General features: G+C 44.1%; 17 protein-coding genes. 1 reads left to right on the top strand and 16 read right to left on the bottom strand.

The window, feature by feature from the left end; translation table 11 throughout:
* Window positions 1-47: 47 nt before the first annotated feature.
* The 6 genes from EQM06_RS06785 to EQM06_RS06810 all read right to left on the bottom strand — a co-directional run bounded on the left by EQM06_RS06785 (window position 48) and on the right by EQM06_RS06810 (window position 7,029).
* Window positions 48-1,115, bottom strand: a complete 1,068-nt coding sequence (locus EQM06_RS06785) for a lysylphosphatidylglycerol synthase transmembrane domain-containing protein (protein ID WP_164914379.1) — start codon at window positions 1,113-1,115, stop codon at window positions 48-50.
* Window positions 1,108-1,797 (bottom strand): polysaccharide deacetylase family protein, encoded by a 690-nt coding sequence (locus EQM06_RS06790; RefSeq protein WP_128745613.1) that lies wholly within the window; start codon window positions 1,795-1,797, stop codon window positions 1,108-1,110. Before EQM06_RS06790 ends, EQM06_RS06785 begins: the two co-directional genes overlap by 8 nt.
* Window positions 1,788-2,867, bottom strand: a complete 1,080-nt coding sequence (locus tag EQM06_RS06795; RefSeq protein WP_128745614.1) for an MGDG synthase family glycosyltransferase — start codon at window positions 2,865-2,867, stop codon at window positions 1,788-1,790. The genes EQM06_RS06790 and EQM06_RS06795 overlap by 10 nt, the downstream gene beginning before the upstream one ends.
* A 189-nt stretch (window positions 2,868-3,056) precedes the next feature.
* The gene (gene fumC / locus EQM06_RS06800) at window positions 3,057-4,433 is read right to left on the bottom strand and encodes a class II fumarate hydratase (RefSeq protein WP_128745615.1); all 1,377 of its coding nucleotides are present in this window, start codon (window positions 4,431-4,433) and stop codon (window positions 3,057-3,059) included.
* 10 nt (window positions 4,434-4,443) lie between these two features.
* Window positions 4,444-5,616, bottom strand: coding sequence for an NAD(P)-dependent malic enzyme (locus tag EQM06_RS06805; protein WP_128745616.1), 1,173 nt, complete (start codon window positions 5,614-5,616; stop codon window positions 4,444-4,446).
* Window positions 5,617-5,637: 21 nt separating this feature from the next.
* A complete protein-coding gene (locus EQM06_RS06810; protein ID WP_128745617.1) occupies window positions 5,638-7,029 on the bottom strand; it encodes an aspartate ammonia-lyase in 1,392 nt (463 codons plus the stop codon).
* 192 nt (window positions 7,030-7,221) lie between these two features.
* Here EQM06_RS06810 and EQM06_RS06815 point away from each other — a divergent pair, with 192 nt between their 5' ends.
* Complete coding sequence (locus EQM06_RS06815) at window positions 7,222-8,190, top strand: LysR family transcriptional regulator (protein ID WP_128745618.1); 969 nt, start codon at window positions 7,222-7,224, stop codon at window positions 8,188-8,190.
* Between the two features lie 96 nt (window positions 8,191-8,286).
* On the opposite strand, the gene EQM06_RS06820 is transcribed toward EQM06_RS06815, so the two are convergent.
* The 10 genes from EQM06_RS06820 to EQM06_RS06865 form a co-directional block, all read right to left on the bottom strand.
* Entirely contained in the window at window positions 8,287-9,852 is a 1,566-nt protein-coding gene (locus EQM06_RS06820; RefSeq protein WP_164914380.1) for an ABC transporter substrate-binding protein, read from the bottom strand.
* Between the two features lie 47 nt (window positions 9,853-9,899).
* Window positions 9,900-10,868: an ABC transporter ATP-binding protein gene (locus EQM06_RS06825; RefSeq protein ID WP_128745620.1), complete on the bottom strand. Its 969-nt coding sequence runs from the start codon at window positions 10,866-10,868 to the stop codon at window positions 9,900-9,902.
* 1 nt (window position 10,869) lies between these two features.
* Window positions 10,870-11,847: an ABC transporter ATP-binding protein gene (locus EQM06_RS06830; RefSeq protein WP_128745621.1), complete on the bottom strand. Its 978-nt coding sequence runs from the start codon at window positions 11,845-11,847 to the stop codon at window positions 10,870-10,872.
* Window positions 11,848-11,861: 14 nt separating this feature from the next.
* Window positions 11,862-12,707: an ABC transporter permease gene (locus tag EQM06_RS06835; protein ID WP_230974935.1), complete on the bottom strand. Its 846-nt coding sequence runs from the start codon at window positions 12,705-12,707 to the stop codon at window positions 11,862-11,864.
* A gap of 1 nt (window position 12,708) precedes the next feature.
* Entirely contained in the window at window positions 12,709-13,650 is a 942-nt protein-coding gene (locus EQM06_RS06840; protein WP_330548381.1) for an ABC transporter permease, read from the bottom strand.
* A 38-nt stretch (window positions 13,651-13,688) separates the two neighbouring features.
* Window positions 13,689-15,101: a serine hydrolase domain-containing protein gene (locus tag EQM06_RS06845; protein ID WP_128745624.1), complete on the bottom strand. Its 1,413-nt coding sequence runs from the start codon at window positions 15,099-15,101 to the stop codon at window positions 13,689-13,691.
* A gap of 30 nt (window positions 15,102-15,131) precedes the next feature.
* Complete coding sequence (locus EQM06_RS06850; protein WP_128745625.1) at window positions 15,132-16,049, bottom strand: S66 peptidase family protein; 918 nt, start codon at window positions 16,047-16,049, stop codon at window positions 15,132-15,134.
* A gap of 88 nt (window positions 16,050-16,137) precedes the next feature.
* Window positions 16,138-16,932, bottom strand: coding sequence for a M55 family metallopeptidase (locus EQM06_RS06855; protein WP_128745626.1), 795 nt, complete (start codon window positions 16,930-16,932; stop codon window positions 16,138-16,140).
* Window positions 16,933-16,950: 18 nt separating this feature from the next.
* Complete coding sequence (locus EQM06_RS06860) at window positions 16,951-17,976, bottom strand: P1 family peptidase (RefSeq protein ID WP_128745627.1); 1,026 nt, start codon at window positions 17,974-17,976, stop codon at window positions 16,951-16,953.
* Between the two features lie 37 nt (window positions 17,977-18,013).
* Window positions 18,014-19,399, bottom strand: coding sequence for an APC family permease (locus EQM06_RS06865; RefSeq protein WP_128745628.1), 1,386 nt, complete (start codon window positions 19,397-19,399; stop codon window positions 18,014-18,016).
* Window positions 19,400-19,761 lie beyond the last annotated feature (362 nt).

Below are 19,761 nucleotides of genomic sequence, written 5' to 3' on the forward strand. Positions count from 1 at the left end.
TTAAAAAACTGTTTGAAGCAGCTCATGTTCCTGCCTCAAACAGTTTTTTAATGGATTTTGCGTATCTTCATAGGTTGTGTGCATTCTCTTGTTTTACCCCTATATAAGGCATGAATCACCAGCAGGAAAATGCCGCTGATGCATAAGAAGAGATAAAAACTGATTCCCCGGCTGAGTAGCATGGCGGATTGAATCACCTGTGCCGGAAATAAAGTACGGAAAATCAATATAAATCCGCTTTCACTAGCTCCCACAGAGCCGGGCAGCGGAATAGCGGATACTGTAATATATAACACGGCCTGTATGAGCAATACGGTCATAAAGGAATACTCCTCATATCCAAACGCTCTGTATATCCAAAATGGAATGCTGTGAAATGCTGTGATCTGTACAAGAGTTGTCAGCAAAATCTTTGCGACCGTGCCCTTATTTTTCTGAAATGCGGCAGCACCTCTGCGGTACAGATCGATCTGGTACTGAACCTTTATTCTGATTTCTTCTATTTTCTTTACACGAAACAGCTTCAACAGTGCAAACAGCCCATTGATGCATTTCTCCAAAATCGTTTTGGAGAAAAAAGCCATTAGGATCAATCCAAGAATCACAGTATTCAGCAAAACCCCCGCCAGAAGGATGTATTGGATATGATAACCCATTTCATTGAAAAATGAAAAGTTTACCATATAACCGAAAATTGCCATCATCACCGTAATAAACTGAAAGCTTGCCAGCTCCATCATAATCGCAAGAGCCGAATAGGAAATTTCCAAATGATCCCGGTACATGTAATACATCTGCGCCGGCTGTCCCCCTGAAGCCATCGGCGTAATAGAACTGAAAAAGAAGCCGGTCAGGGCATATTTAACGCATTTGGCGAAAGAAGTATCACAGCGGTACAGGGTAAGCGTACGTTCAATATTGATCGCCTCACAGCAGATGAACAGGCACATACAGCCTATTGCAATTCCTATATAAATCGGATTGACTTCCGTTACCGTACGCAATACGGAGCCCATATCCTGACTGCGAAATATAAAATAGAACGTCACGAGCAGCAGTAAAATAAAGAATCCGCCATTTTTGAAGAGGTTCCACAACCCTTTTTTCTTACTCATACTTTTCATCCATTCTGGCAAAGGTATACCCCTGAGAAATCCAGACCGGCAATACTTCCTCCAAAGCCTTGATGGTCCTGCCGGGTGCGTCCTTTTTGCCTCTTCCGTCATGCAGGCATATAATATCTCCGTTTTGGGTCCTTCGCAGCAGCTTTTCGGCGATCTGCTGCCACGTGGTGCCGCCTCTCCAATCTTCTGCCATGATATCCCACAGAACGATCTTATACCCGTATTGTTTCACACAGGCTAACGTCTGGGCATTGATATGTCCCCAAGGAGGTCTGAAAAGCTTCGTTCTGATTCCCAGCCTTCTGAATATCTCTTCACTTCGTTCAAAGTCTGCTCTCGTGTGCCCCGGAGTCTGCCATAATCCATTCTGATGTCGGGAGGAATGCAATCCGATCAGATGCCCCTCCCGTTCCATTCTTTCCATGATATGCGGATTATTTTCAGCAAATTCCGCTACAGAAAAAAAGGTAGCCCTTATTTCGTGCCGCTTTAATAAGTCCAAAAGATTTTCTGTAAATCTTTCATCCGGTCCGTCATCGAAAGTAAGGTACAGCTTCTTATGTTGTGTATGGATTCTTTCTGCTCTCTGTTTTATTTTATAAACACAAGTAGGTAAAATACTATAGCTTATGAGGATACAGAAAAGAAAAATAGTCAAACTTTTCAGGAACATGATTCCTCTCCTTTCAGGCAATAAAAAGCCAAAGGCGAGCGGCCGTCCAAATGCTTCTTTACCCTTTTCATATTCTCCTGCATCCGGCATAAAAGAGGCTCGTTTTCTATTAAAGACAACAGATCCTCGGCAGCATCCGTATCAGAAGACCATAAGACCCTCCCTATGTTCAAGCTTTCAATAAACTCCGCGTTTCCCAGCTCTTGTGACAGAAAAGGTTTTATGACATACAGGGGTGTTTCACAGTTGATCGCTTCAAAAAGGGTAATTCCGCCGGATTTTGTTATAATAATATCCGCTTTTCTCATATATTCATGTACCCGGTCTGTATATCCGATAATATTCATATAGGGAAACCTTTTTTTCATCTTTGCATATAACTTTTCATTTTTTCCAGTAATCACGGTAATGTGCATGGATGGATTGTTGTGGAGTCTCTTCAACAGTCTTTCCGAAGAAGGAATCAAACCAAGTCCCCCGCCCATGATCAGCACTTCTTTTACAGGTTCTGTATTTTTACGCCCCTTATTTCCCTTAAAGGCAAGCTTGACCGGAATCCCTGAAACCACAATATTTTCAGCTGGTATTCCTCTGGAAGCAAGCATATTCTTTGTGCTTTTATTGCCTACGAAATACATATCCGTATTTTGGGCGATCCATTCCTCATGAGCCTTTATATCGGTGATATACGTGTGAAGAGGTATGTTGCAGTATTTCATGCTTTTGTATGCGGAAATGTACTGAGAGCATATCGGCAGAGTGGAAAGAATCAGCTCCGGTTCATATTGATTCAGCAATCGATCTATTTTTTTAATAAAGGCTCTTTGAAAGGGAGCTTTGCTGTATTTGGCAGATTCTTCATAAAGAAAATTGTATACCTTGGAACATTTGCTTACCATAAAGTTAAAGGTTCCGTAAATAATGCGGCTGAAATTCGGCAGCATATAAGCCAGAATATCCACCACATCCACTTGTGCTTCAGGATCTTTTGAAAGGATTTCCTGCTTCAATGCTTCTGCTGCCGAACAATGGCCCAGCCCAAAATGTCCTGTTAAAATTAAAATATTCATATCTGCTCCTCCATCGACCTTCTTTGTCTCTATTCTAAAGCAGCATTATTAACATATTCTTTAATAATTCTTAAGATTTATTAAGATTCGAAGGGTTCAGGGAGCTCTCGCCAACAAAAAGCAAAAAAGCAATAAGCTTCCGCAGGTCATAAGACTGCAAAAGCTTATTGTTTTTCAACAGGTATTTCATTATTTTAAGTTCGAAATCATTTTTTCAGGTTTCACATATTCATCAAATTCTTTTTCTGTCAGCAGTTTTAATTCCAGAGCGGATTCTTTCAAGGTCAGCCCTTTCTCATAGGCGTTCTTTGCTATTTTAGCCGCATTTTCATACCCGATATACGGATTGAGACTGGTCACCAGCATCAATGAATTTTCCAGGTTATATTTTATCTTGTCCGGATTTGGTTTGATTCCCGACGCACAGTTTTTATTAAAGCTTACCATGACATCTGATAAAAGCCTTACGGACTGTAAAAAGTTATAGATGATGACCGGCATAAATACATTCAGTTCAAAATTTCCCTGAGATGCGGCAAAGCCGATGCAGGCGTCGTTTCCCATCACCTGTACAGAAACCATGGTGACCGCCTCACACTGAGTCGGATTGACTTTTCCCGGCATGATAGAAGATCCCGGTTCATTTGCCGGAATAATCAATTCGCCGATCCCGCATCTGGGTCCGCTTGAAAGCATTCGTACATCATTGGCTATTTTCATCAGATTTGCTCCCAAAGCTTTTAAAGCCCCATGGGCGTGAACCAAAGCGTCCTTGCTGGTCAAGGCATGGAATTTATTCGGTGCGGTCATAAAAGCATAACCGGTTTCCTCTGCTATTGTTTTCGCCACCATAACAGGGAAGTCCTGATGGGTGTTCAATCCGGTTCCCACCGCTGTCCCGCCCAGTGCCAGCTGGAAAAGATGTTTTTCACTGGCTTTGATCATTTCGCTGGTGTTTTCCAGCATATAAGCCCATCCGCTGATTTCCTGTCCTAAGGTCAAAGGCGTTGCATCCTGTAAATGGGTTCTTCCGATCTTAATCACGCTCCCATATTCATGAGAAAGCTTCTCAAAGGTTTTCTGCAGCCCCTCCAGGGCAGGTAACAATCGCCCTTCTATTTCAATAACAGCGGCCATATGCATAGCAGTCGGAAAAGTATCATTGGAGCTCTGACCTTTGTTGACGTCATCGTTGGGATGGATTTTCCGAACCCTTCCCTCCCGGTTCACGATCCCTGCAATCACTTCATTTACATTCATATTGCTCTGGGTTCCGGAACCGGTCTGCCATACGGCAAGCGGAAATTCCTCATACATGGTTCCCTTTAGAATTTCATCACATGCTTTAGCGATTTCATCCGCCACTTCCTGCTCCAACAGACCCAGCTCCGCATTTACACGGGCGGCACTTTTTTTTAAGACCGCAAAAGCTCTGATGATGCTCCTCGGCATTTTTTCCGTACCGATTTTAAAGTTATCAAAGCTTCTTTGGGTCTGCGCTGCCCAGAGTCTGTCTGCCGGTACTTGAACCTCGCCCATGGTGTCTTTTTCTATACGATACTCCATGTTCTTTCTCCTATATTCTATTGATGCCAATTCTTTTGGCTTCCGCTGCAACCGCATCTGCCACCACCTGTGCTACTCTTGGGTTGAATGGATCCGGAATAATATATTCCGGTTTCAGCTCTCCCTCTGAAACCACACTGGCTATAGCCTTAGCAGCTGCCATTTTCATACTGTCTGTAATTTCTGTGGCTCTCACGGCAAGAGCACCTTTAAACACGCCGGGGAATACCAGCACATTATTGATTTGATTCGGAAAATCACTTCTTCCGGTTCCTACGATATACGCACCTGCATGAAGAGCCTTGTCCGGCATGATTTCCGGCGTAGGATTGGCCATCGCCAGAATAATCGGTTTTTCGTTCATGGATTGAACCATTTCTTCACTGACCAGATTTCCCTTGGAAACCCCCACAAAGATGTCCGAGCCCTTCATGGCATCCGCTAAGCTGCCTGTTTTTTTCTCCCGGTTGGTCATCCTTGCGATTTCACCTTTAGCCCCTTCGGCAGTCGTAACTCCTTCACACAAAATTCCTTTGCTGTCGCAAACAACAATGTCTTTAAAACCTGCGTCCAGCAGTAATTTGGTTATGGAGATTCCGGCAGCTCCGGCTCCGTTCATAACAATCTTTAATTCTTCCGGCTTTTGACCTTTTAATTTTGCCGCATTGATAAGGGCGGCAGTAACTACAATGGCCGTTCCGTGCTGATCGTCGTGAAATACGGGAATATCGCACATTTCTTTCAAGCGTCTTTCCACCTCAAAGCATGCCGGAGCACCTATATCCTCCAGATTAATACCGCCAAAGCTCTTGGATATTTTGTAAATGACATTGACAAGGTCATCCACGTCCTTCGTATCCACGCACAGAGGAAAAGCATCCACGCCGCCAAACTCCTTGAAGAGAACGCACTTTCCTTCCATGACCGGCATTCCTGCACTGGGTCCGATATCCCCAAGTCCAAGGACGGCCGTTCCGTTTGTTATAACGGCGACCAGATTCGATTTTCGCGTGTAATCATAGGCCTTATTTTCGTCCTTTTCAATTTCCAGGCACGGTACGGCGACCCCAGGTGTATAGGCTACAGCAAGATCTTCTTTCGTTTTAATTTTCGACCGGGCTATCACCTCTATTTTTCCGCCCCATTCCTTGTGTGCTTTCAGTGCATATTCCCTGTTATCCATACTCTTTCTCCTTTATATCTATTATTTCTTATCAAACTTCGGTGTAAACCGATTCACATTCAGAACCTGCTCCAGCTGACTCTTGGTAATACCGTACGCTAAGGCGCTCTCCATGATCGGCGTACCGTCCTTTAGAAAATCCTTCGCGATTTTAGCCGCCTTTTTATAACCGATCAGCGGGCTGAGAGCCGTGACATATCCCGTGGAATGATTCAGCAGATCCTCACATCTTTCCTTATTCGCTGCGATTCCTTCCAGGCAGTTATGAATAAAGGTATCTACTCCGTTGATCAACAGAGTCATCGAATCAAAGATTCGGTTAAATACCACCGGTTCAAATGCGTTCAGCTCTAATTGTCCGGCTTCACAAGCCATTGTCACTGTAAAATCATTTCCCATCACCCCAAAGGCACACTGGTTGAGCACTTCCGGAATAACCGGGTTGATTTTTCCCGGCATGATCGAGGATCCGTTCTGTTTTGCAGGAATGGTGATTTCACCCAGCCCTGCTCTCGGACCTGAGTTCATCAGCCGAATATCGTTTGCCATCTTAGACAGACCGATTGCACAGGTCTTAAGAGAAGAAGATACCACGGAAAATCCCTCAATATTTTGTGTTCCGTCCACCATGTCTTCACAGCGTTTAAGAGGCAGTCCGCTTACTTCACTCAAGGTCGGTACAATATGCTCTGCGTAATATTCGGTGGTATTGATTCCGGTTCCGATAGCGGTTGCTCCCATATTGATGGTAAGCATTTCTTTTATAGCTTCTTGAATACGGATTTTGTCTCTCTCAACAGCCGATGCGTACGCATGGAATTCCTGACCCAATGTAATCGGTACAGCATCCATCAGCTGGGTTCTTCCGATCTTTACCACATCATAAAATTCCTCGCTCTTATCTATCAGCCCACGATATAATTCGTCCAGTTTCTCTGCAAGCAGCAGACCTGTTCTATACAAAGACATCTTTATAGAGGTAGGATATACGTCATTTGTAGACTGAGATTCATTTACATGGTCATTTGGATGACAATACTGATATTCACCTTTTTGTTTTCCCAGAATTTCCAGGGCAATATTTGCAATGACCTCATTGGCATTCATATTAGTAGAAGTTCCGGCTCCACCCTGAATCTGATCTAAAATGAACTGGTCGTGAAATTTGCCGTTTAAAATTTCATCGCATGCCTTTATGATGGCTTCTGCAATAGTTTTATCCAAGGTTCCTGCCTTTTCGTTGGCCATGGCACAAGCTTTCTTTATTTCCGCTAAAGTCCTAATCTGTACTTCAGGAGTTTTCTTCCCTGTAATATTGAAATTTTCCTTTGCGCGCAAGGTCTGCACACCATAATATGCTTCCGCAGGCACTTTCTTCTCACCCACTGAGTCTGTTTCAAAACGATAGTCCATAATTTTTCCCCCACATTCCTTGTACATTGCTTATTATAGCATATTTAAATTTATACGAGTTAAGATATTTATCCTCTTAACCGGTTGACTTATCTTTATTTGTATTCTACAATACGATTATGACATATTCAAATACTTATATTATTATATGTATTATAACTTTTTAGTTATAATACGAGGAGGTCTTTCCTTATGTTTGCTAAAAAAGATTTAATCTATACTATTTATAAAGAAAAAAGCTTTTCTAAAGCTGCCGAGGCTCTGTATATTTCTCAGCCTTCCCTGAGCGCCATGGTCAAAAAAGTCGAAGCCAAAATCGGAGAACCGATCTTCGACCGCAGCACCAATCCCATTCAGCTCACCGAAACAGGGAAAAAATATATGGCGTGCTGTGAAAATATCAAAAAAACAGAAGAAGCGTTTCTGAACTATTTAAACGATACCCACGAGCTTAAAACAGGCTCCCTGTCTCTGGGCAGCAATCATCTATTTATGGCTCACGTCCTTCCGAAGCTGATCCAGATCTTTGTAAACCGATACCCGCTTATCACCTTGAACCTGATAGATTCACACAGCCACGATCTGGAGAAAAAGCTGCTGGAGGGGGATCTGGATCTGATCATCGATAACAAAGAGCTCAGCTCGGACATGTATGAAAAATTCTTTCTGGGAACAGAATTTTTGCTGCTGGCTGTTCCCAGAAAGTTAGAAGTAAACGACCGCCTGAAACCGTATCAACTGACCTATGAGGATATCCAGCATAACAAGCATATCCATAATGAACAGATTCTGCCCACGCCTTTATCCTGCTTTGCGGATCTTCCTTTCGTACTGATGCACGAGGGAAATGATACCAGAACCCGGGCAGACAATATTTTCTTAAGACAGGCTGTCAAGCCCAAGATTCTTTTCGAGCTCAATCAATTAGCCACCGTATACAATCTTATTTCCATAGGGCTTGGCATATCCTTTATCAGCGATACTCTGATAAAGCGCTCCCCCGCCATGCAGGATCAATTATACTTCTACCAGATCGACGATCCCGATACGAAACGAAACGTATTCTTTCATTCTAAGAAGAACAGGTATGTGACAAAAGCCATGGAGGAATTTATCAAAATCAGCAAAGAATACAGCCCCCTGTCCAGCTCTGCGGAATAAAAAACACAGTCCATTCCAAGACCTTCTATGGAAAAGCAAAGCAGGGTCTGCTGAAATTTCAGTAAGCCCTGCTTGTCAAATTCTTTTTATAAGATTTTAGTACGTTATGTCATTGAGCAGCATAACACCGTCGGTTAATATCTTCATGCCCTTTAAGTTTTTATTGTATGCTGTAAAGCTTTCTTCAGAATATAAAGGAATCAGGTTTACATTTTCAAAGATATGCATCTGCGCATCTCCAATTTTTTTCGTTCTTTCATTGGTATCAATAGTGGATGCAATATCCTTTACCATACTCTTATACGCTTCCGTATTTCCCGGAGCATTCGGATCACGATAGCAATTGTTGAGCACTAATATCGGTTCAGCCCAAGACAGCCATTCAATACCTGTGTCATATTTATTATCTCCAATTTTCTGATTGACATAGTTCCAGTCGATGGCTTCAATATTCATTTTAAAGCCTACTGTTTTCAGCTGTTCCGCAAGGATTTCCGGAATAGTGGTGGAATTTGTCCAAGCATACCAGGTAAAGGCCAGGTCTTTTCCGTTCTTTTCACGGATTCCATCCCCATTGGTATCTTTCCAGCCTGCTTCGTCTAACAGCTTCTTTGCCTTCTCAGGATCGTTGGAAAGATTTGTCTTGAACCAGTCCTTCGCATCCGGTGAGAAGTTCTGCACGGAATCATAAATGATGGAGTATGCCGGACTGATGATGCCGTTCATTGCTTTTGCCAGAGACTCTCGGTCAAGGGACAGAGCCAATGCTTTACGCACATTGATGTCCGAAAACACAGGAGAATCCGTATTCATTTCGAAGTAGTCGATATTCGGATAAGAAGTCTTTTTGATTACAACAGAATCGCTCTTTTCCAGATCTTTTCTCTGATCATCTGTGCTTAATGAGGCGATGATGTCCGTCGTACCATTCTTTAACTCTTCTGTTGCCGTGAATTTTTCCTCATTGAAATGAACGGAAACAGTCTTGAATTTTGCAGGGCCTTTATTCTCTACCAGCGGATTGGCACACTTATAGCCGTCGTTCCTTACCAATTTTACTTCGGACCCTGAGATATAACCGTTTTCAGCCAGACTATACAGCCCATAAGGATGACATCCCCACATCAGCTTTTTGTCGTTCATGGAATCCAGCTCGTCTTTTGGTATAACTACAATAAATCCTGAACACAGATAATACAGCATATCAGATTTAAATGAACTCAAATGCAGCGTTACCTGTCTGCCGTTTACATCCATGGACTGGATGTTATCATACCCTTCTGCATACGGACTTACCTTAAGACCATGCTCAATAGAAGCCACTACGTCTTCCGGCTCTACCTGCTTTCCTGTAGAGAACTTCATGCCTTCCGGCACGTTGAAGGTGGCTGTTTTCCCGTCCTCGCTTACCTGCCAGTCTGTGCAGACATTATCTACCACCGTGTTTGTTTCAGCATCCCACTGAAAAAGAGCTTCCGCAGCAAGACTCTGAACCGAGGCAGTACTGTCAAGCTGGAAAACATCCAGACCATACCACTCGCTGTCCACAATAGACAGTCCGTCCTTTTGTGCTTTGTCATTTCCGCTGCCGTTGCCGCCGCAGGCAGTCATGCTGACTACCAAGGCAGCAATCAAACTTAATGCCAATAACTTTTTCTTCATTTTTTCCCTCCTCGCCAAAAGGCAAATTACTTTAGTGAAAACGGTTATTACAGATCCAATGGATGAAAACATGCAATCTGATGGTTCTTATTTACCAGAACCGTTTCCGGTTCTTCATTTTTGCATTCTTCGGTGGCATACTTGCATCTGTCGCTGAATCTGCATCCCCCGCCAAGGTTGATCAGACTGCCCGGATCTCCCTTAATGACCTCCTTCTTGTTGTTGCGCTGTTTCGGGTCCAGGATAGGCGACGCATCCAGAAGAGCCTTTGTATAAGGGTGCTTGGCAATTTCTTTGGTGGGGCCGCACTCCACCAGCTTTCCCAGATACATCACGGCAATTCGGTCGCTTATATACTTGATGACATTCAAATCATGGGCAATGATCAGATAGGTCAGGTGCAGCTGTTCCTGCAGGTCCAGAAGCAGGTTCAGGATCTGTGCCTGTACGGATACATCAAGAGCGCTGGTAGGTTCATCCAGTATCATGACTTTAGGATTTAATGCCAGTGCTCTGGCAATGGCTATTCGTTGAAGCTGTCCTCCCGAAAGCTGGTGGGGATAGCTGTCCAAATACCGTTGATCCATCTTTACCATATCTAAAACATCCCTGGCTTTTTTTCTTGCTTCCGCTTTGGATACGCCGTGGATGATCATGGGCCGCATAATGGAGCTCTCTACTGTCTGTCTCGGATTCAGATTAGAAGCAGGATCCTGAAAGACGACAGCGACTTCACTGTGGAGCTTTCTCATGTCCTTTGAGGTGGCAGAGGATAGATTGATGCCGTCCACAAGGATACTGCCTCCCGTCATTTTGGACAGGCTGAGAATCACTCTGGCCAATGTGGTCTTGCCGCTGCCGGATTCTCCCACCAGACCGACGATTTCTCCCTCATGGATATCCAGTGTAATATCATCTACCGCCTTGACATAGGTGGTCTGTTTTTTTATAAGACCTTTTTCAATACGAAAGTATTTTTTCAGGCCGTCCAGTTTAATCATTACGTTCTGTTCCATACTACTTTTTTTCGTCCTTTCCGGCAAGATAACAACGGCAGAAGTGATCCCCTTGAATATTCACTACAGGAGGATCCTCCTGAAAGCATTTTTCCAAAGCATACGGACACCGGTTCGCAAATCTGCATCCCGGTTTTTTCTCTGTGATACGCGGCACAGACCCATCTATGGTTTGGAGCCGTATTTCTGCCTTTGTTTTTCTTGGCAGAGCCTGCATCAAAAGCCTTGTATAAGGATGTACTGGATTTTCAAATATTTCAAATACATCTCCGCTTTCCACCATTTCACCGGCATACATGACGCCGATTCGGTCAGCGATTTCTGCTACCAGACCAAAATTGTGGGTAATCAACATAATCGCTGTGTTATATTTTTCTTTTAAGCCTTTCATAATGTCCAGAATCTGTGCTTCAATGGTCACGTCCAGCGCTGTGGTCGGTTCATCTGCAATCAACAGTTCCGGATTGCGGGACAGCATCATGGCGATCATAACACGCTGACGCATACCGCCGGAGAGTTCATGGGGGAAGCTGTTCACCCGCTCATCCGCATCCGGCATCTTTACATCCCGGAACAGATTGACCACACGGTTCCAGGCTTCTCTCTTGTCCACCTTGTCCAGCATAATCGCCTCAGACACCTGACTGCCCACCGTATAGACCGGATTAAGAGAGTCCAGTGGATTCTGAAATATCATGCCTATTTCCTTGCCTCGTATCGCTTCCATCTGTTTTTCACTGCACGTACGCAGATCTTTTCCCTTAAATATAATTTTTCCGGTAATTTCTTCATTTCCACCGGGAAGCAAATTCATAATGCTATGGGCTACCGTGGATTTACCACAGCCCGATTCACCTACAATAGCGAAAATCTCTCCTTTGTTAATTGTGCAGCTCACATCATTGACAGCAGAAAGATAACCGTCCTTTACCCGATAGTCTATGGATAGATGCTCCAGCTTTAATAGTTCTTTACTCATCACTGCCTCCGTTTCTACTGTGATTTCATATGCGGATCAAGGAGGTCCCTGAGACCTTCGCCCATCAGATTAAATCCAAAGGTGATATACACAAGGGCAATGCCCGGGAATAAGCTGAGCCATGGTGCCGTAGTAATGTAATCCAGCCCCATGGAAATGGCAAGTCCCCAATCCGGTGAAGGCGGCTGTGAACCCAGCCCCAGAAAGGACAGGGTCGTCGTGGACAGGATCGTTGCAGGCAGATTCAAGGATACCATGACGATCAGGGATGGTATGATATTGGGCAGGATGTATCGTATCATCAGCGCCGCATTGGTTTCGCCGAAGGCCTTCCCTGTTTCCACAAAGGCCATATTTCGCAGGGAAAGCGTCTTGGATCTCACCGCCCGGGCATAGCTGGCCCAAGCGACCAAAGATATGGCGATGACCGTATTGGTCAGTCCCTTTCCCAGCATCGTTACTACTGCCAAAGCCAGAATCGTTCCCGGAATGCACCAAGTCAGATCTGTCATAAAGGATAGAACTCTGTCCACCCATTTGCCGAAAAATCCGCAGACCAGTCCCACTACTACACCGATGACCAGCTGCAGGATACCGCCCAGAAAGGCCACCCACAGAGCGATACGAGTTCCGTATATGACCTTGGAAAACAGATCCCGCCCCAGATCATCCGTACCGAACCAGTACTTTGCACAAGGTGCGGTAAGCCGATCGGCTACGTTCTGCTGTGTATAATCATAAGGAGCAATCACGTTTGCAAATATTGCTACCAAAATTGCGCTGAGGAGAATCACAAAACCAATCATAAAATTTTTGTTCTTCCAGCATTCATAAAGTGTATCTTTTCCTTTTTTGCTCACGTTAATTTTCCCCCCCGCTTAAAGATGCCCGGATTCTCGGATCCAGCATACCTATGATGATGTCACTCAGCAGGTTGCATATGACAGTAAGGATTGCAATCAACAGTAGTACTGCCTGTACCACCGGCATATCCTGCACGATGATAGAGTTCAGCAGTAAGTTTCCCATACCAGGAAGAGCAAATACCTTTTCGATAACAACGGCTCCTGAAATCAACCACGGAATGGACATGAACACAAGAGTCGTTACCAATATTAACGCATTGCGAAGCACATGCTTAATCATAACGGTCTTTTTGGAAAGCCCCTTCGCATATGCGGTCGTTACGTATTTTTCATTTAATACTTCCAAGACCTCTGTTTTTGTAATACGCAGGGTACCTCCCATGCCGGCCAGCACAATGGTGGCTACCGGTAAAATATAGTTCTGCGGAGTGGAATACCCACTGATCGGCAATATTCTCAGCTGAACTCCAAAGAAAAGAATAAACAATGCACCCAGCCAAAAAGACGGAACCACCGTCATCAGCAGCGAAAAATTCACTGTGAATCGGTCGAACCAGCTGTCCTTTTTCATGGCGCAAAGCAGCCCAAGGGGCAGCGCAATAACAATTTCGAGAATAAGAGCCCAGGTGCACAGCTTGAGGCTGTAGGGTATTCTTTCCCTCATGATTTCCCATACATCGCTTTTATATCGGGTGGATTGTCCAAAATCTCCATGAATCGCGTTGCCCACCCAGTTTTTATATTGTGTTAGGAATGGTTGGTCATAACCGAGCTCATGGGCAATTTCGGCTTTCTTTTCTGCTGACACCTTACGGTCAACCACCATATCTACAGGATTTCCGGGCATCATATACATCAAACTGAACACCAGAAACGAAACAGATATAACCAGAAGCACTCCAAGAGCAATTCGTTTTATAATATAATCTCTGATAATTACATCTCCCTTCTATCAAGCACATTCTGCTTCATTTTTTAACAGACTCGCTGATACATTCTATTATAGCACCTTACAGCCCAGGCCTTTCCGTCTCGGATAAAAAATTCCAATGTGCTGACTCGCTTTTTGGGATCTTTTTCGGAAACGGCAGCGAAAACTGTACCGCCGCAATACTTCAGCAGGGTCTTTGTGCCGCCGTAATCGGCTTTCAATATGCCGTGATCTTGTGTAACAACCGCATGCACGGGAAGCCCCTCCTCAGCTAGAAAGTCCCCGCACAGGATTTCCGGCATAGAAAAGCTTTTTTCGATGGGAACTGCCCATTCATGGCTTTTCTCTAAGGGCAAGCCCAAAATATAATTGTAGCAGACCCACTGGAATTCCTCTACATCTACTTCACTTTCATTGCACAATACGGTTGCGGAATATCCGCTGTCCGTAAATCCGCCTATGGAAGAAACGCCGTGCAGACCGCCGGTATGTTCGCATATAATCTGCCCATCCACTAAGCTTTTCGTCAGGCCAAGGCAATAATACGGCTGTTTCCCTAACGGAAAGCTCTTTCCGATCAGAAGCTCGACGGCTTCCTTGGGCACGACCTGCTTTCCTTCCCACAGACCAAAATCCGACAACATCTTATAATACCGGGTCAGGTCACTGGCTGTCGACTTGACACAGGCACAGCCCCGAAACGGCGGCAGGACGGACCAATTATCATCCTGTATCAGTTTCCCGTCCTCCGTCCGTTCAAAAAGGCTAGTCATGTTGTCTCCAGCCATAGCTTTTGCCTTTTCAGCATCTAAATCCAGCACCGATCGGGTCATGCCCAGCGGTGCAAATATTCGTTCCGACAAAAAATCCTCCAGCGTGATTCCGGATGCCATATCCACCACATAGGACAGCAGAGCATATCCATCATTAGAATAGCTCATATATTCTCCCGGAGCACCCAGCAGCTTATAGTTTCCTGCTGCCAAATAGTCCACGACCTGTTCGATCTTGTCCATCTTATTCGGTGCTGTTTTGAGCATATGACGATACCACGGGCTGTCCCTTTCGTTGCTGTTCATGGCGATGGACCATTCCAGCGGCGGAAGAGGCGGCAGGCCTGCCCGGTGCATGGCAATGGTTCTTAAGGTGACACATTCATCCGGTGTACCCGGCAGGTGAAGAGACGGAAAATACTTCGTAATCGGATCAGATAAATCCAATTTCCCTTCTGTCTGCAAGATACAGCAGGCGAGAGCTGTCATGGACTTGCTCATGGAAGCAATTCCAAACACCGTGTTCTCGTCTACTTCTATTTTTTTTTCAACATCCCGGTATCCGTATCCCTTTTGAAATAAGATTCCTTCCGGCCCACGAATAGAAACGGCTATGCCCGGATACGCTTTTTCGTAAAACAGTTTTTCTATATAATGATCCAAATTCGTATAATTTCTTTTCATGTTGTCCTTTCTCTGATATGTATACTCTTCTTATCGTTCTACTGAAAAAACAATGGATTTATTGTCTGTATCCATGGTACATTCAGCTCCCATAGGGAGAGTGACCATGGGAAAGCCATGACCGGACTGAATATTGTACATTACCGGGATATTCAGATCTTTTACAGCATCTTTAACGATGTCAACGATGGTATAGTTTTCCTGATCCGTATCACAGTTTGAGAATTGTCCCAGCAGAATGCCGGAAACACCTTTCAGCTTACCTGCATTGCGAAGCTGATAGATATTTCTGTCCATATTGCCAATGTGTTCTCCTACCTCTTCTACGAACAGAATTTTACCTTCTGTCTCCATCTCATAGGGGGTTCCGATGGATGTGCACATGACCGTCAGGTTCCCGCCTGTCAGAATTCCACATGCTTTTCCTGCTTTAGCCGTTTTGATCTCAAAGTCCTTGGGCGGCTGATACACATATTCTTTTTCAGCCGTCAGCGCATCAAAAAAGGCTTTTTCACTTTCCTTATCAAAATGCTCGATCATATTGGATCTCACCATAGGACCGTGAAAGGTCACCAGACCGCATTGCTGATTGAACAGCAAATGCAGGCTCGTCACATCGCTGTAACCGACAAAAATTTTAGGGTTGGCTTTTACGATATCTGGATCTACATATTCCATGATGCGATTTCCTCCATCGCCGCCGCGAATGCAGAATATAGCGTCCACTTCATCATCGGCAAACATCCTATTGATCCAGTTTCCCCGAACTTCTTCCTCGCCTGCCATGTATCCGCCTTTGGAAGCGGATAGGTTATCAGCAGATTTTACCCGATAACCAAGGTCCTGCAAGACCTTCTGACACTGTGCGACCTGCTCCGGAGAGACCGGAGAACTCGGTGCCACCAGACCGATCATCGCACCTTTTTTTAATGTTTTCGGATATTTCAAACTTTTTCACCTCTTTTTATAACTTAAGAAAGTACATCCCGATGCTTTTGCAGCAGGATGTACCTTTAGTTCTATCTGGAAGCTTTTATCATTCTGACAGGAACATACGGGCAACGGTTAGTTCCCAAATTGTTTTTGCCGTATATTCCACTGTATTGCTGTCCGTTTGTTTGGCTCCCGGATACCACGATGCTCTCCTGGCATGTTGATGTTCCTTAAAATTAATAACCATATGATACTCTTTTTCAACAGGCCTTAATCCAACGTTCGCTTTTAATGCTTTTTCAACGCCCGCTTCAATATTTTCGATGGCTTCTTCCGGATGAATATTCCATGAAGCGTTACCAATTCCTTTTTTCGTAGCCACGGTGATAATTTCCGGATGACTTTTTTTCGCCAACTGACACATTCCCTCGTCTCCCGAAAGGAAAACAGAAGGAACTTTATAATCTGTAGCCAAAAGTGCATTATATAAAAATTCCGAGGCCAATTCTCCGTTAATTTTTATATAGTTGAACCATTCATGCTCACCCGTATGAGCCAGCGAACTGGTATCCGTTCCTTCCGGAGAATGATACCCGATATAGACCACTGCGTCAAAGCTCTCGTCCAGACCGCCCATCATAGACGCCGGAGAGGACATCCAGCCTCTGATCAACTGAACACCTTTCGGCAGTTCTGTCATATCAATGTTCAATGCATCCTCGTGTCCATCCTTTACTACGACTTCATATCCCAGCTTCATGGCGGCTCTGCACGCTGCCGCTACCTCCAAGGTCATTTGCCGACAGGCAGCTTCATATCCTTGACCGCCGTATCTCGTTTCACCCCAACTGGTAACCCCAGTCACGCCTTCAATATCGGCACTGATAAATACTTTCATTTTTATACCCTATCCATCCTATAAGAATTCTTTTAAAGCAAAAACTTCTTTTCCTCGAATACCTTTTACATTCTCCGCATGATAGATGGAGCTGACAACAGCTTCCTCCACCACTTCTGCCGTTGCTTCAAAAATTTTGTCTATAGCGTCGTCATGGAACATCTTCGTTTCGATAATATTTTTTTCGCTGTAATGAGGCATAATATTTGTATTAGAGAACGCAACCGCAATATCTCCGCTGCCATTTCCAAGGAATGAACCGGTTCTGCATAAAGCAACAGTCGCTCTTTTTGCCACACGTCTGAGCTGTCTTTCATTAAGCGGCAGATCCGTTCCGATAATAATGATGACCGATCCCTTTTCCGCTTTGCTCTTTGGTACCTTCTCCGTGTCAATTCTTCTGCCGTCTATCATCAGATTTCCGGACATACCGAAGTTCGACATCAGAATCGCACCAATCGTATAATCCTTCCCGTCACAAGGTACGATTCGGGAAGCTGACCCGATTCCGCCTTTAATGCCCATACAGATCATGCCGCTTCCGGAACCTGCAACGCCTTCTTCAAACACATCACCGCAATTTTCAATGGCCTGCAATACATCTTCTTCCGTAACATGCATACCTCTGATATCGTTCAGTTCTCCGTCATTGCATTCTGTAACAACACAGTTTACAGTGCCTGTAGTCGTTCCGATATCTTCGTTTTCCTTCATCATATATTTTGTTACGGCATTTAAGGCTGTTCCTACACCAAAGGTATTGGTCATGATGATCGGCGTCTCAATATTTCCCAGTTCATCAATCTGCACCAGACCGGTACTTTTGCCGAAGCCGTTTATAACAGAAGTAGCGGCCAGCACCTTGTTTTTAAAAAGATTTCCCGTATGGGGCAGAATAGCCGTAACCCCCGTATGAATATCTTTTTCCTGATCAATTAGAGTGACATGCCCTACCTTTACACCGGGTACATCTGTAATAAGATTTCTTTCACCTTTTTTAAATTTGCAGCGAATGCTCACTTCGCAGTCTTTAGGTAAACCCATTTTACGCCTCCTCGTATTTATGCTTTCTTATGCTTTTTTATGCTTTATTTTTTTCTGCTTTTATTTTCTTATCGAATATAAAGTAAACGATAGCACCTGCAACCGGTACTACTAAACCAATTAAAGCGGTAACGGTATCTTCCATCAGGGTGTTCAGCATTAAGCCAAAGAACAGAAGAATGGAAATGATAACTGTGACCGGATAGCCCCAAGCTTTGTACGGACGTGCCAAGTTTGGATATCTCTTTCTGTAAACAATAACAGCCACTACGCAAAGTACGTTGAACAGCATTCCCGCAAATACGACCAAAGAGGTCAGCTGATCCAGATTTCTTAAAAGAACCAATATGCTGGAGATGATCGCCTGACCGATTAAAGCTGTTGTAGGAACATTGTACTTCGGGTGCAGCTTTCCATAGCTCTTGAAGAAATGTCCTTCTTTTGCCATGGCATAGTAGTTACGAGGGAAGGCAATGATCATTCCGTTTAAGGAACTGAACATGGCAATCAGCATGGTCGCCAGTACCAGACCTCCGCCTATGCCGCCGAATACACGTTTTGCTACCTCTGTTCCCAGATATAGATTTCCGTCTCCGATCATGTTTACGATTTCCGTATGCGGAAGAACCTTATAGATCGCAAAGTTGAATAAAGTATAGATGATTGTGATAGCACCGATACCAAGCAGTAATGCTCTTGGCAGGTTCTTAGCCGGATTTTTCATTTCTTCCGCAAGGGAATTCAAGTTGGTCCAGCCTTCATATGCCCATAAGGTGGCTACCGTAGCAAATGCGATCATACCGATGATGGCACTAAACCCTGCTTCTGTGCCATCCGCAGGAGCCAAAGTCAGATCTGGATGCTGCTGGCCTAAGAAAAGTGCCCCGCAAATAATGATAACAATTGGGATGATTTTTGCAACCATAGATACATTCTGTAAGATGGTTCCCCGTTTAATTCCCATGGAATTATACAAAGTCAGCAGAATAATCAATGCAATCGCGATTATCTTGATGGAAGCATCGGACAAATCCAGATAGCCTCTCAAGGCAGTCGGCAGTGCAATCGCCAATGCGGCAATAGAACCTGCACCGCTCAGCAGCCAGCTTGTAAAACCAAACATATACCCAACGACCGGATGATACGCTTCATCCAAATAAACAACCATACCACCTGATTTCGGACTGGATGCGCCTAATTCCGCAAAGCACAGTCCGCCAAGTAAGGATACGATACCTCCAACAATCCAGCATAACAGCGCTAAGCCCATGCTCATGTGAGTTCGTTCCAATACATATGAACCTAAATAAAAAATTCCTGAACCAATCATGATTCCGCCAATGATGCTCACACCGCCGAACAGACCGATTTCTTTTTTGAAACCAACTTCAGCAGGCGCACCTGAATTACCTTTTGAACTCATAATTATTCCTCCTTAAAAATGAATTTAGTCTGTGACCATGAATTGATTTTAGTCTATGACTATATTAATAGTAATAAGCAAAAATAGTGCCAATTTATAATTATTGAAAAATAAGAGTTTTTAAAGATTTCGCAAAAATATCCATCTCTATTAATCCTATTTAATCCCATTTATACCCTTTTATTTCAGAAATTTAAAGGGATTCCAATCGTATAAATCTGTCTTTTGGAACCTTTTTCATTGGGATAAACTTATTCATAGTATCCCAAATCCAGTCGGATATATGTCCAGTCCTTTCATATTCTCCCTTTTTATTGGTATAATAATTGCAATACTATAATTATGATGATTATATAGGAGGG

Origin of the sequence: Aminipila luticellarii, assembly GCF_004103735.1 — a bacterium.
GTDB classification, from domain to species: Bacteria; Bacillota; Clostridia; order Peptostreptococcales; family Anaerovoracaceae; genus Aminipila; species Aminipila luticellarii.

Bases quoted from the DNA above. Each gene is read 5' to 3' on its own strand.
- fumC (WP_128745615.1), bottom strand. From the start codon at position 4,433: ATGGAGTATCGTATAGAAAAAGACACCATGGGCGAGGTTCAAGTACCG.
- EQM06_RS06820 (WP_164914380.1), bottom strand. From the start codon at position 9,852: ATGAAGAAAAAGTTATTGGCATTAAGTTTGATTGCTGCCTTGGTAGTC.
- EQM06_RS06830 (WP_128745621.1), bottom strand. From the start codon at position 11,847: ATGAGTAAAGAACTATTAAAGCTGGAGCATCTATCCATAGACTATCGG.
- EQM06_RS06815 (WP_128745618.1), top strand. From the start codon at position 7,222: ATGTTTGCTAAAAAAGATTTAATCTATACTATTTATAAAGAAAAAAGC.
- EQM06_RS06865 (WP_128745628.1), bottom strand. From the start codon at position 19,399: ATGAGTTCAAAAGGTAATTCAGGTGCGCCTGCTGAAGTTGGTTTCAAA.
- EQM06_RS06810 (WP_128745617.1), bottom strand. From the start codon at position 7,029: ATGGACTATCGTTTTGAAACAGACTCAGTGGGTGAGAAGAAAGTGCCT.
- EQM06_RS06845 (WP_128745624.1), bottom strand. From the start codon at position 15,101: ATGAAAAGAAATTATACGAATTTGGATCATTATATAGAAAAACTGTTT.
- EQM06_RS06795 (WP_128745614.1), bottom strand. From the start codon at position 2,867: ATGAATATTTTAATTTTAACAGGACATTTTGGGCTGGGCCATTGTTCG.
- EQM06_RS06825 (WP_128745620.1), bottom strand. From the start codon at position 10,868: ATGGAACAGAACGTAATGATTAAACTGGACGGCCTGAAAAAATACTTT.
- EQM06_RS06805 (WP_128745616.1), bottom strand. From the start codon at position 5,616: ATGGATAACAGGGAATATGCACTGAAAGCACACAAGGAATGGGGCGGA.
- EQM06_RS06785 (WP_164914379.1), bottom strand. From the start codon at position 1,115: ATGAGTAAGAAAAAAGGGTTGTGGAACCTCTTCAAAAATGGCGGATTC.
- EQM06_RS06790 (WP_128745613.1), bottom strand. From the start codon at position 1,797: ATGTTCCTGAAAAGTTTGACTATTTTTCTTTTCTGTATCCTCATAAGC.
- EQM06_RS06860 (WP_128745627.1), bottom strand. From the start codon at position 17,976: ATGGGTTTACCTAAAGACTGCGAAGTGAGCATTCGCTGCAAATTTAAA.
- EQM06_RS06855 (WP_128745626.1), bottom strand. From the start codon at position 16,932: ATGAAAGTATTTATCAGTGCCGATATTGAAGGCGTGACTGGGGTTACC.